This window comes from Hwanghaeella grinnelliae (assembly GCF_004005845.1).
Lineage (GTDB): Bacteria > Pseudomonadota > Alphaproteobacteria > UBA8366 > Aestuariispiraceae > Hwanghaeella > Hwanghaeella grinnelliae.
The window spans coordinates 600,764-614,769 of sequence record NZ_SADE01000004.1; the positions used below are offsets into that span (position 1 = coordinate 600,764).

Sequence of the window (14,006 nt, forward strand, 5' to 3'; positions counted from 1 at the left end):
GATGACCACGGAGAAAGTGTCTTGCAAAGGTTCGCCAACGCACTGACGGGCAAGCGGCCTTGCCGATCCATCATTGCGGGTCTTGCAACACTTTTTTTGTTGGAGGTTATTGTGACAAACGAGGTATTTTCCGCGAATAGCGAAATTGATTTACTTAAAGAGAGCTGGGATATATTCCAGAGTGATAGTCAAAGTGATTCATTGATTAATAATAGTTTGCAGTTCTCGACCGAGGGCTTGGCGAATTTAAGCGGTCTGGCGACCAGCAGCGTTTCAATTGTCGAGGAGGGACCGGTGACCATAGTTGTGTCAACGAGCGACGAACTCGACGCTGCGGTTAAGCAACTTGCCAAGACGGGTGGGGAAATTGTCCTCAACCCGGGTGAATACGGTCACCTTTCGGTGCGGTACACAAACCCGGAATCGCCGATTGAATTTCGGTCGGCTGATCCCGAGAACCCTGCTCAAATTGGCAGCCTTGGCGTTAAGGATAGTTCGAGCCTGGTCTTCGACGGCCTTGATCTGGGCCGGGCGCTCGGACCGAACGAACCGACCTATATCCGCCTGATCAATGTTACCGGGGCAAAAGACGTCACGTTTATCAATAATGATATCCACGGCAGCGTCGACGGCGATTCCAGCAACGATGGTTACGGTCTTTCCGTTACCAGCAGTGAAGGGATTGTCGTTGCCAACAACGAGTTCCACGACTTGGCGCGTGGCGCATTGTTCGGTCTGTCGAGTGATTTGACCATCCAAGACAACTTCATCCACGACATCCGCACCGACGGTCTTGATTTCGCCGGTGTGCACGACGTGCTGATCGAAGGGAACTATCTGACGAAGTTTTCCCCGACGGGCGGCGACCATGCGGACTTCATTCAGTTCTGGACGACCGGAGCCGGTAACTCGAGCGACGTGACAATCCGCAACAACGCCCTGATCGAAGGAAACGATAGCGTCGTCCAGGGTATCTTCATCGAGAATGATATTGAGGGGAATACGTTCTCCAACTTCAATATCGAGGGGAACATCTACTACGGTTCCTCGTCCCACGGCATTGTCATTGATGACATGCAGGGCGGTTCGATCATCAACAATACCGTTCTGGCGACACCGACCAGCAACAATGAACCGACCATTCGGTTGGCCGGCTCGACGAACAATGTGGTCGTGACCAACAACGTGGCGACAAACATTGGCGGCGACTCGAAGGCAAGTGTGTTCGAGAACAATGTGATTGCGGAATATGACAATCCAAGTTCTCCGACGCATATCGAGAACCTCTTTGTGAACCCGACTGCTGGCGACGATGCGTCGGTTGCCGATCTTGTTCCGCGGCAGGACGGTCTTCTCACGGAAATGGGCGTTGGTGCGCTTGTCGACTCCGTCGTCGATGTCGCAATCCTTACGGAGCAGCGGCACGGCACCTCCGAGTCTTTGATCGTCGACTTCTCCGCGGCTGACTATGCCGACGATCTCGGCGGCAACGTTACCTACCGCTGGACGTTAAGCGACGGAACCGTGTTGAACGGTGAAGATGTTCAGCATGAATTCAAGACGGGCGGCAGCCACCATGTGGTTCTGTCGGTGTTGAATGCAGAAGGTGAAGTTCTGCGGACCACCGATAAGACTATCGAACTGGTCAATCCAATTCTCGTCTCCCTCGACTTCGAGGGTGATGTGGAGGATGCGAACAACAAAGATAGCAACAATCATTGGATTGGTGCGGAAACCTATGCGGATGGCAGTTCAGGGCAGGGGGCTGTGTTCGACGAGGACACCCCTTCCAAGATCGTAATTCCGGATAGCCCGAGCTTGCGCGGCATGTCGGAACTGACCGTTCAGTTCGACATGATGATGGGTGATCATGATTACTCAGAATCCGGAAGTACCCAGCGTGTTGTCTGGTCACATCTGAATTACGGCGTTGAAATCGTTAACCCGCACACCGTCAAGTTCTACCTGTGGCTGGAAGATGGCGGTCTGCAAAAGATGACGGTTAACACCAGTTCCATGCAGGACGGCGAGTTCCATCAGCTGACGATGACCTATAGCGACGAAGTCGGTTCGCTCGTCGGATATATCGATGGGGAAGAATTGGGGCGTCTCGATGGTTTGTCGGGCAATGTTGCCGACAATCCGCGAGGGGTGGTCCTGGGAAGCGGTCCTCATCGTGACGCCTTCGACGGGGCTTTGGACAATGTTCTGATTTCCCAATCCTTCACCCAACCGGGCGAAGAAACGGATTCGTCTGCTCCGTCGTTCCAAGAAAAGTTCGACGGTCAAGACAGCGGTTCGTTGCTGATCGAAGACAAGACCGATGTGGCTACCTTCACGGATGCCGGGCTCCACGGTACCGTGCAGGATGACGACCAGATCAGTGTTTTCCTTGACTTGAAATCTTCCGGTGACCTGAGCGGCAGCCAGCGTGTTCTTTGGAACCATATGGAATATGGTATCAGCATCGAATACGGGGCCTTGGTCTTCACGATGTTCGATGAAGGGGAAGGCATGCACCGCGCTTTCGTCCGTGGGCTCGATCTCGACGATGGCGACTGGCACCAGGTCGGCTTTACCTTCAATGAAGAGACCGATGAGTTCACGGGCTACTTTGATGGGGAAGCCGTTACGGAAATGGATGGCCTCGACCTGGAACTGGATGGCAAATCCTTCTGGGGCGTGACAGTGGGCGGCACCCCGTGGGGTCGTACATTCGAAGGTGAAGTCGATAACCTGTACGCATATGCCAATGTCATTGACCCGGCGATAACTGCTGAGGAAAGCAATTCGGACTTTGGGTCCTTTGCTACCGATGAGTTGTTTGCTTAAGGACGTTTCCGCTAAGTCTTTTTGGTAAAGTAATAAGGCAACCTGAAAAGGTTGCCTTATTCTTTTTAAAATCACTTTTGAAAGGGCCGCCTAGCTTTCGCTAGGCTCTATGCGCTTTGTAAGGCCCTTTTTGAAGACGCGTTTTACGGTGCCTGAGAAGGATCGGATTTTTGCAATCAAGGAGAGTTCACTGAACCAGAACCTTGCCAACCCAAATCCGCTGTAAACCGGCGTAGCCGCGCCGAACAATTTAAGTGTTATGAGCCTGGCCCAAAGTGCGCCCCTGGTTTCAAGCAGGTTCGGTTGAGAACGCGGAAGCAGGTCCGGATCTTCCGTTTCCAACACGATATAGCCGGCAGCCGCCGCCTTCTTGATTGTTTCCAGACCTCGTTGCGTCCTGGCGACGATCAGCGATTTTCCTGGCTCGCCTGGTTGTACCGGGCGGTACCAGGGGTCACCGACAGCGATATCGGCGAACTCACCTGTATGGTCCGGGCAGATGTAGCAGCGCCATTGCCGGTATTGCTGCAGAAACCCCCAAGACTCGGCATATGTCATCTCTGACTTTTCGGTCTTCCCGTCATCCTTCTTGTAGACAAGCGACCAGAGACCCGGCCAGCCGTTGCCGCGGTAGCGCAAAGACTGGATGCTCGATGAGCTCTTCGCTCCGCGGCGTTTGGCCAGTTCAAGGTTGCCGGCGGTCGAAGGTACCCCCGCACAAAAGAATGCGATGGTTATGCCGATTTTACCGTCGAGGTCCGGCCGATTTTTGCGCGCCTTGTACGCGCCCGCTACGTCACAAGGTTTGCCGACGAACACGCTGGGTGTCGGTTGGTCCAACACGTCCGTCAGGCCCTCACAAGGACTGGACGGGGCGTATCGTGAACCAGTCGCCCGGAGCAGGTCTTCACGCGAACGACTCATGACTGTCTTGTTTAGGTATGGGGCGGAGGGATCCGCGGCCGTATGGACGACCTGGCCGTTGCCCTCCTGTTCCAAACAAAACAGGGACAACGCAGTCGCGGCGCCGCCGCTTGAAGCCGACAGGCGGATTTCATCGTCGGCGGAATAGCCTTCCCAGACCGCTAATACCGGTCCCCAGCCGCTGACCAATTCTTGGCGCAGGTTAGGGGTGTTCGGATCGAATGTATGTTTCAGGCCTATGCCTGGACAGACAGACAGACCTTCGCCGGTTTCCGGTGCTGGGTCGCTTTTCAAGAAGGGGCGTTTTCCGATCTGGGGCGCATCGGCCATGCGAAATCGCTCAGGTTCCGCAAAAGCACAGGCACCGCATCCAGCACAGAGCTGGCGTGCAACGACATCGTCGATAGATTTGATAGTATTCGCCATTTATGTCGGTACCTCAGCCGTGACCGCGTTTGGCGTCACCGGACGCATTTCGGATACGGGCGGCAATCATGTCCATTTGTTGCTGTGCCTTTGCCAGAACGCTCGGCAGCTTGTCTGACAAAGACTCTTTCGCCGCGATCCGGGTCGTAAAGGAGTTCAACAATTCCTCGACGATGTCGTCCGTATTCATCAAGCGCGGGTCCAGCGCGTGGGATTCCTGCCCGCAACTCGCGAAGACACCATTGGCTTTGTCGCTATAGACAATACTGGCCGTGGCGACGCCACTGGACAGAGAGGCTATGGTCGAATGCATTCTGGTCCCGCAGAACCACTCCATCTTTGAAATGACCCACTTCGCCTGGCTCTGATCTAGGTTCATGGGGGAAACGACGATCCTGTCCCGGTAGACCTCCGGCAGGGCGCGCGAAAGGGCCTCGCAAGCCTCACCATCGGACTCGTAATTTCCGAATGGCTGCATCACATGGGGAACCAAGACCAATTTGTGCTGCGTCGTCTCAAGCAATTTGGTGGCGAACCTGACCAAGGCGGTTTCATAGTCCGCACGGAACCCATAATGGTCCTTAGCTTTGACAGGATCCAGATAGATCAACCCACTGACATTTATGCCAGCCATGGGCTCTCCGTCGCGAATCCACGTCTTCAACGGCTCGGGCAATTGCTCGTGGGCATCGCTTGGCGCCAAACCGAATGCAACGTCGACACCGCAGAGATGATTGTCCGGATTGAATTCCGTCCCCAACAGATCCTTGAGTATCTCAAAACTGTTTTCATCGCGCGCCCAACACATTTCAGCCCTTTTGACAGCATTGGCCGCCGTATCTCGAATACCAGGGTTTTTGTAAGGGCCATAGGTTTGCGGCGGTAGTATCAATGGAATGCCAAGCATGTGGGCGATTTGCATCGGGCGGACGATAGCCGAAAAGCGGGCGGGGCCATAGATGTCGCTGAAACTGTCGCCGCCTGAGATATTAAGGATGGCGTCGCAAGACTGCAGGTCTTTTAAAATTGGATGCACCGTTACGAACGGGCCGCCGACTTTTGCGCAGGTTGCCATCGTTCCGAGGTTTTCCGGCAGATAATAACGGTTGCCCACGCGTGCGCCGGCCAGCGCGACATCAATGCTCTGATTATTACCGATCCCGATCGTCGATTGGCGCGACCCCAGTTTGTTGTCGAACACCAGAAAACTGGGCGTCGGCAGGCGGGAGGAAAGGCCATCAAGCATCGACGCCAAAAGGGCGGAAACACCAAGATTCATAGTATCCGGAGCGGCCCCGAAGATAGCGATCCGTGTCATTTCACTGGGTTCCTATTGAACGATCAAGAAGCCGGACCCGACAGGTCAGGGGAGCAATTCCCCGTCGTTGGTGCGACGAACAAGGCCGGGATGCAATTGTGTTTATTCATCGATTGCCGCAAATTGTCGGTTGGGTGAAAATACCATCTTGCACAGGCAGCCGAAATCCCGTCGGCACCATGCGCCGCAAGATAGCGTCCGCCGATCTATTAACGCAACTGGCGTGGTGATGAGGTGACGACCTTGACCTTTCCCGGCCAACCTTCGGGAGCTTTCCTGTTTGAATAGTCTAGCCTTTTGCCCGGCGGCTAACGTATGAAGAGTGACGACGAGCCTTTAACGTTTCACGGCAAGGACCCGGCTGGCAATCTTGCCGTCTAGAGCGACATTTCTCATGAATAACCAACAGAAGACTTTCGGCGTCGTAATCGTCACGTACCGTTCCGGTGATGTCATCGAAGCGTGCTTGTCGAGTTTGATGAAAATGACCCATCAGCCGATCCGCGTGTTGGTTTGTGACAACGCTTCACCGGACGACACGGTCGATATCGTCCGGCGCTGGGCGGAAACGACCGGGACGTCGCTTGCTGAGTATCAGTCATCCGGATCCGAAGGCCTGTCCTATTCCGACCTCCGGGACGTGACGATAATCAATACCGGCGGGAACCTTGGATATGCGGGCGGGGTCAATGCAGGCCTTAAAATACTGCACCGTATTCCTGAAATCGACTTGTTCTGGGTCCTGAACCCGGATGCCGAGCCTGAACCGGACACCGCATCCGCGTTCGCCGAGCATGCCGCGGAGTTTGGTGAATTCGGACTGATGGGCGGTCGGATTTTATATAGCGAGGAACTCGGGCGCATCCAATCCGACGGGGGAAGGGTCAATCCCTGGACCGGCCAATGCCGGAACCTGAACCAAGGCCTACTGCCGGATGCGGCGTCTTTTCCGCGCAATGAAACACTGGACTTCATTTCCGGGGCCAATGTGGTCGCGTCCAGGCGGTTCCTGGACAGTGTCGGATTGATGAAAGAAGACTATTTTCTTTATTATGAGGAGGTTGACTGGGCCCAACGGCGTGGCGAGTTGAAGTTGACGGTCGCGCCAAAGGCGGTGGTTCATCATATTGGCGGAACAGCCATCGGCAGCGGCGCCGTTGGCCGGCTTGCGTCGCCGTTCGCCACTTACTTCAATTTTCGCAATCGCATGCGTTTCGTGCGCCGGTTCCACCCTTGGTCATTACCTACTGCCGGCACATTTGCGGCTTTGAAAATAGGCCAATTGCTGTTAGCACGCGCGTATCCGGAGGCCTATGCCGCCCTACGGGGCACATTGCAGCTTTCTCCGCCATCTGGGGTTGCTAAAATACTGCCCCAGGATGCCCGTGAACTCGCGTTCGGGCGTGCCGGACGAAACTAAAATTCCGCACTATTGTTGTGGCGATTAGTCCGAAAGGGTAAGTTCTTCGGTCATGTGAATTGGGAAAAAGATCTGATTTCATGGAAAATAATACCTTGGACAGCACTATTTGATCATTGTAGTAACTTGGCTAAGATCTCTCGGATTGCGCCTTATTTCCGCATGGGTGCGAGAGTAATATGGTATTTCTATTCTTTGTTGACCTATGGAGCCGTTATGATTGCGTGCCGTAAAGATCTTTTGCTTGGATTGGCTACCTCCCTGCGGACTGTTTTTTTTGTGTGTGTGACAACGCTGCTGCTCGCAACAGCGTGTGATTCACCGGAAGAACGGCTCGTAGACCATGTCAAGAATGGCCAGGAACTGCTTGAGCAAAGGAGCTTTGACAAAGCGTCGCTCGAATTCCGCAATGCTCTGCAGATTAACAGCGATCACATTCCCGCCCTTTACGGACTATCGCAGATTGAAGAGCGGCGTGCGAATTGGCGGGCCGTTCGGAATCTTCTGGAAAAGATAATCGATCTGGATCCGAACCACCTTGAGGCGACGGTGCGCCTGGGTCGGATGATGCTGTTGGGCGGACAGATCGACAGGGCACTCGAACTCAGCAACAAGGCTTCGGAAATCGACCCGGAGTCGATTGATGCACTGACCTTTAAAGCCGCGCTTTTGCTGAACTTGGATGATCCTCAAGGTGCGCTGGCGGCGGCGAATAAGGCGCTGCAAAAGGACCCAGGGAACGTTGATGCGCTTTCCGTTCTGGCGGCCGAGCGTATGGCGGCGGGCGAGATGCGGGAGGCGATTGCGCTTCTCGATACCGGAATCAAGCAGGACGAGCGCAATGTCGCGCTACAGTTGATCAAAATCCGCGCGCTTGCGTCGCTCGATGCGATCGACGAAGTGGAAACGGTCCTGAAGCGTTTGATTGATCTCTATCCGGATACGGACGCGTTCAAGACCAGTCTCGTTAACTTGTACATGCGTCAGGAACGCCTGGATGACGCCGAAGCCATCCTGCGGGAAAAGGCAGATGCAAATCCCGGCGACATTGAACCTGCGCTGAACGTCGTTCGGTTCCTGAACACAGTTCGCGGACCTGACAGCGCGATTGTCGAATTGAGGCGCCTGATCGACCAAGGCGATGCAAACGTTTCCCAGTATCGTATGGCCTTGGCCCAACTCTACTTCACTCAGCAGGACAGCGACAAAGCCACACAGGTTCTGGACGAATTGTTGGCTTCTGAAGCGAGTGCTGAAGACAAGCTGACAGCCAAGAACCAAATGGCTGAAATGGCGCGCTTGGCCGGCGATTTCGACCGCGCGAAGGCGATATTGGCGGAAATCCTGGGCGAAGACTCAAAGAATGCGGCTGCGCTGATGACCCGGGGGGCGATACGGAATGTCGAGCAGCAATACGACGATGCGATCATCGATCTCAGAACCGTTCTTCGGGATGAACCGGATTCGCTGAGGGCCCTGGTTTTGCTGGGAACCGCCTATGAGGGGAATGGAGCCCCGGAATTGGCCGATGACCAGTATACGCGGGCGTTCCAAGTCGCTGAAGGAGCGGCATCCATCGGTTTGCCTTTTGCTAATTTCTTGGCCCGCCGCGGTGATCTGAACCGCGCCGATGAAGTCTTGTCCCGTGTTGTCCAGGTCGAGCCAAACAATGTCACTGCGCATCGGGCCTTGGCACAAATTCGTATCAACCTGCGTGACTGGGCGGGTGCCGAACAAGTTGCCGAACGCCTGCGAGAGCTTCAGGACGAAGACAGCGTCATCAATCGGATCAAGGGAATTGCCCTCCAGGGTCAGCAGAAGTTTGACCAAAGCGTTCGGGCTTTCGAACAGTCGCAACAGGCCGCGCCGGATGCCTTCCGTCCGATGGCTTCGTTGGTCGATGCGTATTACCGCAGCGGCGAGCCGGAGAAGGCTGAGGCGTTCCTGAAGTCAGTATTGGAAACCAGTTCTGACAACGTTTTCGCACATGTCCTCCTGGGACAACTCTATTCCGAACTCGACCGGAAAGAGGATGCGGAGCAGGTATTGCTCGAAGCGGTTGAAAGCAATCCCAAGTCAGCGGTTGCCTACACTGCATTGTCCCGCTTTAAGTCGCTGCAAGGTGACCGTGACGGGGCATTGGCGGTGCTTGATCAAGGCCTGGCGGAAATTCCAGGGGATGCGACGCTTGGCTTGCTCAAGGCCGGGATATTCGAGCGGGAAAACAAACCTGAATTGGCGATGCGCCAGTACAAGGAGATGTACGAGGCAAATGTTGATTCGCCGCTCGTTGCGAACAACTACGCATCCACATTGCTTTCCTTGCAGGGCAGGTCCGCGGCGAAGGAAGTGTTGGAGGTAATGCAACCGTTCATGAATGCCAGTGTTCCGCAGTTCAAGGACACGATTGGCTGGGCGTATTTCCTAGATGGGCAGAATGAGAAGGCTCTTGCCTATCTGCGGGATTCCGCTGAGCAACTGCCCAATCTGGCGGAAGTCAGGTTCCATTTGGGACAGGCATACCGGGCTGCGGGCAATGTCAGCGCGGCGATCGCGGAATTTGAGAAGGTTGTCGAAATTTCCGAGCAAACACCGTTCCCCCAGATAGACGAGGTCAAATTGGCCCTGGAGGAACTCAAAAAGAAGGTTGGAACCTTCAGCGGCGACTGACCAGGACGCATTTGAGATACAGTCGCTCCAAATCTATTTGAGAGGCCGCGTTTCGCATTGTATTCAGAGTATTCGGTAAGATTGGGTATCGCGAATGTATGAAGCATTCTTTGGCTTGAAGGAGAAACCGTTCTCTATTCAGCCTGATCCAGACTATATGTTCTGGAGCAAAGCACATTCGCTTGCTTTCGCCATGATCGAATACGGGATCATGAACCGTGCCGGCTTTACCGTGATCACCGGTGAAATCGGTAGCGGCAAGACGACCCTGATCAGGCACCTGCTGAATAACTTGGGTGAAGAAGTTACCGTTGGCCTGGTCTCGAATGCGTATGAGAACCGCGGTGAACTCCTGCATTGGGTGCTGATGGCTTTCGGCAAACCCTATGAAGACAAGCCCGTGGTCGCCTTACATGCTCAATTCACTGAATTCTTGATCGAAGAATATGCGGCCGGTCGCCGCACGATCCTAATTGTCGATGAAGCCCAGAACCTTGGGCCGCAGACCTTGGAAGAGCTTCGGATGCTCTCCAACATCAATGCGGACAAGGACCAGTTGCTGCAGGTGATCCTGGTTGGGCAGCCGCAGTTGAAGCAGCTATTGCAGAGCCCCGAACTCGTACAATTCGCTCAGCGCATCGCGTCGGATTTTCATCTTCGACCGTTCAATGTCGAGGAGACCGGGGACTATATCAATCACCGTCTGAAGCTTGGCGGCGCAACACGCGAAATCTTCACTAAAGCGGCGCGCGAACGGGTCGCCAAGGCCACGGATGGCATCCCACGTCTTATCAATGTCATCTGCGATACGGCGCTCGTGTATGGATTTTCCAGCGGTGTCGATACGATTGACGTCGATATCATCGAGGAAATTATCCGTGACAAGGCGGAACACGGGATATTCGCCTATGACAAACCCCCTCGCGCTGAACAGGAACCCGACCAGAAATCGGTGTATTGGCGCCAGCACAAGGTTATCTCTATAGAATAGTGTGCTCCCGCGGAAAGCTGGAGGAGGGAACCGAAATAAGTTCCTCCACGGCGGGGGATGGAACTTTGGGGGAAGATATCTTGCCATTCGCGAGCATGCAGACCATTGGAGAGAGCTGGCGCTGTCGGACCGGTATAGCGCCAAGCCTCAAGTGGTTTCTGCGCGCTGTCTCAGCAGTGGGTGTTGTCGCAATCTTGGCCGCGCCGGTGGCGAATGCGCAAAACTCTTCTCCCTCGGTCAGTGTTTTCGACATGCCGCGCGCTCAACAAGCACAATTGGCGTTGGCCAGCCTTCTTCGATCCGGGGAATTCGACAAAGCAGAACTGGCCGCGCGGAAAATTCTGAGCCGTTTCCCCACCCTGCCGTTCCCGAATTTTGTCGCTGCTTTCACCTCCGCTCGAAAGGGTGATGGGGCAGCCGCTTTAACAAGCCTTGAGACGGCGGCTGACAACGGATTTCAGGATTTGACCGCATTGGAGCAAAATGCGGCCTTTGATATTATTCGCGCAGACCCAAGATTCGTGGCTTTGCTCGAACGAGCCAAAACAAAGCCGCCGGCGACCTCAAACATCAATTCTGAAATTGAACCAGCCCCCATTCAGGGTGGGGTCGGCATGGTCACGGACAAAAATACGGCCTGGGATCCGCGGCTTAACCTGCTGAAAGCCAGTTTTGCATTTGGGTCGAAATTGTTCGCGTCACGGATCGTCGATGCCGGCAAAAACGATCCCGCAGGCCGTTTGTTGAACGACCTATACCGTGCTGGCGAAGCCGCTGGAAACATCGGCGACCTGTATGACAATCGCGATCGTGACCATTCGCAAGTGGCGATGAAACGCGTTCCGCAGGTCAGCTATGTTGAATATGGCAACAAGGCCAAGCAGGCCGGTTTGGATTTCGGGTTCAACAGCACGATCTTTTTCAATGCGCCGACATACGGAAATTCTTCGGTCGGCGTGAAAGGATTGTACAGCGTGGCCCGCTTTGCCCTGGGCAATGCGCGGGAGGCCGGCATTCTCTATCTTCAGTATCGTTCCAATCACCTCTACATTTATCCGTCGGTAAGGGACCATGCGCCGTTCAAGGTCGACCGGTTCCCGGCGAATATCCCTTACTACTTGGTCAGCCGCGGCAAATCCGGTTCAGATTGGCCCTTCATGCTGGCGGTGGCCAATATAATGGCGGCCTTCAAACCCGAGGTTAAGAAGCATCTGGTCGAAAACAATTTGCTGATGCCGACGGTGCAAATGGTTTTTCGGCGTGGGCAGGACATTGTCGCGAAGCCTTCCGATTATCTTTTGCCGACGGCCCACCCAACCGTATTCGACGGCAAGCAGATTAATCGTGAGAAAATGGTCCGTCTGGCCAATTCGCTACAGATCGGCGACATCCCACCGATGGTTGTTCTAAAGGTCTTGCAGGAAAGTGACGTCTCAGCGCCGGCGGGTAGGGGGAACAGCAAGGGGGTGGTCTTCGATACGCCAAGTGCCATTGCCCGCGCTGTCACGACTGCAGGAGAGCCTAAAAGTTTGACGGTGAGCGTAGAAGAAACCGCTGGTGTATCCGATGGGGGGCTGACGTTTCATTGGGTTGTCTTGGAAGGGGACCCGGCGAAAGTAAAGATCGCGCCTAGAAATGCCGCAGGGACGACTGTCGAGATTACAGCTTCGTGGCAAGGACGGCACGACTCTACAGCGACACCGGGGATTAAGAGCGACCGGATCGATATCGGCGTGTTCGCGCAGCGTGGGAACCATTTCTCCGCACCCGCGATTATTTCCGTTGCGAATATTAAAAATGATGACGATTGAAATCCCGCCGCGTCAAACAGGCGATCGATTTGGCGATCTTCCCTGTCAGCTCGGTTGCGGCGTAGTCGCGGGCCCTGGAACGCAGTATGGCGCATAGAACCGAAATGAATGACGGTACAGAAAAACGGGTGCCTGACAGACCGCGTCCCCCGGCATTCCTGCCGCCGAACGATAAAGCCAAGGATTCGAAGGCGGCGAAGGCCTCCATTCTAATTCCTATCTTCATCCTTCTGCTGATTATTCCTGTCGCCCCTCGCGTGGGGACTTTTCGTGTATCCCCGTATTTGATCGTGCTCGTGCTTTTGTTCTTCCCGTGTTTCTTCAAATGGGTTTCGGGCAAAGCCGGAAAGATGAATGTTGTCGACTTCATGATCGTTGGGACGACGATTTGGCAGTCTTTGGCAATGATCGTCAGTGCCGGCTTCGGCATGGTGATTGAACCGGTCGGAATTATTTTTCTGCAAGTGATGGGGGCATATCTCATCGGCCGAACGATGGTTCGCAACGCAGACGCTTTCATTACCGTGGTAAAGGCGCATTTGGGCGCAGTCGCTATCATGCTGCCTTTTGCGGTTATGGAAACTTTAACGGCCCGGCCGTTCTTCGTAATGCTGTTTCAGCCAACGGGCGTTGCGTTCTTCAACGTGCCGAAGCCACCGAGACTTGGTTTGGATCAAGTCCAAGGCGGGTTTGAGCATCCCATCCTCTATGGCGTGTTTTGCGCCTCGGGTTTCGCGCTTGTCTTTTTCGGCCTAAAGCACTGGAAAACAATTTATCGGTTGGGCGCGATCGGTGTGATCGGGCTATCCACCTTCGTATCCCTATCAACCGGTGCTTTGCTCGTCCTGACAACGCAAATGGGGCTTATTTCGTGGGGGTGGTTGTTTCGCAAAAATCCGTCGCGGTGGAAGATCCTCGGCTTTCTCACGGCTTCCGGTTATATCATCATCGACATGCTGTCCAACCGGACGCCCTTCCATGTTTTCGTCGATTATATGACGTTCAACCAAGGCAACGCGTATAACAGAATTCAGATTTGGCAATTCGGTACGGCGGAAGTTGCGAGGCATCCGATATTCGGGCTTGGGCTGTATTCCGGAAATTGGGTCCGCGCTTGGTATATGAGTGCCAGCATGGACAACTTCTGGCTGGTGATCGCGGTACGTTACGGTCTGCCTGCATTGATTTTCCTCATCGGCGCACTGGTATTCCTGTTGTTCAAGGCAGGGGCCCGACGGGAGCTTAGCGAACGCGTAACGAATATACGGTTGGGGGTCGCAATCTCGCTCGTCGGGATATTCTTCGGCATCAGCAGCGTGCATTTGTGGAACGCGTCATTTGTTTGGTTCATGTTCCTGATCGGCAGCAGCGTTTGGTTGCTCGAAGAGGGCAAAAGTGCAAAACAGGTGAAAATTGAAGAGCGGCTTCGCGCAGAAGAAGAGAGCCAACAGAATAGAAGAAAAAAGGCCGGTCCCGCTGGTAAGGCCGGTCCCCCTGGTAAGGCCGGTCCCCCTGGTAAGGCAGGACCTGCAAAACAACGGCCGGGCCAGTCTGGTGATATGGTGCCCCAGCCGCCTTTCCGCCGATGATCGATTTTGGACAATGGGTGTCGCG

8 protein-coding genes are annotated in these 14,006 nt (G+C 54.6%); 6 read left to right on the forward strand and 2 right to left on the reverse strand.

The window, feature by feature from the left end; all coding sequences use genetic code 11:
• The first annotated feature begins 111 nt into the window (after window positions 1-111).
• A complete protein-coding gene (locus EOI86_RS23590; protein ID WP_127768132.1) occupies window positions 112-2,832 on the forward strand; it encodes a LamG-like jellyroll fold domain-containing protein in 2,721 nt (906 codons plus the stop codon).
• A gap of 90 nt (window positions 2,833-2,922) precedes the next feature.
• Here the strand turns inward: EOI86_RS23590 and EOI86_RS23595 are convergent, their stop codons facing one another.
• Window positions 2,923-4,182 (reverse strand): Coenzyme F420 hydrogenase/dehydrogenase, beta subunit C-terminal domain, encoded by a 1,260-nt coding sequence (locus tag EOI86_RS23595; protein WP_205032306.1) that lies wholly within the window; start codon window positions 4,180-4,182, stop codon window positions 2,923-2,925.
• Between the two features lie 13 nt (window positions 4,183-4,195).
• Window positions 4,196-5,500, reverse strand: coding sequence for a polysaccharide pyruvyl transferase family protein (locus EOI86_RS23600; RefSeq protein ID WP_127768133.1), 1,305 nt, complete (start codon window positions 5,498-5,500; stop codon window positions 4,196-4,198).
• 394 nt (window positions 5,501-5,894) lie between these two features.
• On the opposite strand from EOI86_RS23600, the gene EOI86_RS23605 reads away from it, so the two are divergent.
• The 5 genes from EOI86_RS23605 to EOI86_RS23625 all read left to right on the forward strand — a co-directional run bounded on the left by EOI86_RS23605 (window position 5,895) and on the right by EOI86_RS23625 (window position 13,981).
• Window positions 5,895-6,920 (forward strand): glycosyltransferase family 2 protein, encoded by a 1,026-nt coding sequence (locus EOI86_RS23605; protein ID WP_127768134.1) that lies wholly within the window; start codon window positions 5,895-5,897, stop codon window positions 6,918-6,920.
• Between the two features lie 279 nt (window positions 6,921-7,199).
• Window positions 7,200-9,590, forward strand: a complete 2,391-nt coding sequence (locus tag EOI86_RS23610) for a tetratricopeptide repeat protein (RefSeq protein WP_161974001.1) — start codon at window positions 7,200-7,202, stop codon at window positions 9,588-9,590.
• Window positions 9,591-9,684: 94 nt separating this feature from the next.
• Complete coding sequence (locus EOI86_RS23615) at window positions 9,685-10,581, forward strand: ExeA family protein (protein WP_127768136.1); 897 nt, start codon at window positions 9,685-9,687, stop codon at window positions 10,579-10,581.
• Between the two features lie 80 nt (window positions 10,582-10,661).
• Window positions 10,662-12,392, forward strand: coding sequence for a hypothetical protein (locus tag EOI86_RS23620; protein WP_127768137.1), 1,731 nt, complete (start codon window positions 10,662-10,664; stop codon window positions 12,390-12,392).
• 86 nt (window positions 12,393-12,478) lie between these two features.
• Complete coding sequence (locus EOI86_RS23625; RefSeq protein WP_127768138.1) at window positions 12,479-13,981, forward strand: O-antigen ligase family protein; 1,503 nt, start codon at window positions 12,479-12,481, stop codon at window positions 13,979-13,981.
• Window positions 13,982-14,006: the final 25 nt, after the last annotated feature.

Bases quoted from the DNA above. Each gene is read 5' to 3' on its own strand.
- EOI86_RS23595 (WP_205032306.1), bottom strand. From the start codon at position 4,182: ATGGCGAATACTATCAAATCTATCGACGATGTCGTTGCACGCCAGCTC.
- EOI86_RS23615 (WP_127768136.1), top strand. From the start codon at position 9,685: ATGTATGAAGCATTCTTTGGCTTGAAGGAGAAACCGTTCTCTATTCAG.
- EOI86_RS23625 (WP_127768138.1), top strand. From the start codon at position 12,479: ATGGCGCATAGAACCGAAATGAATGACGGTACAGAAAAACGGGTGCCT.
- EOI86_RS23605 (WP_127768134.1), top strand. From the start codon at position 5,895: ATGAATAACCAACAGAAGACTTTCGGCGTCGTAATCGTCACGTACCGT.
- EOI86_RS23600 (WP_127768133.1), bottom strand. From the start codon at position 5,500: ATGACACGGATCGCTATCTTCGGGGCCGCTCCGGATACTATGAATCTT.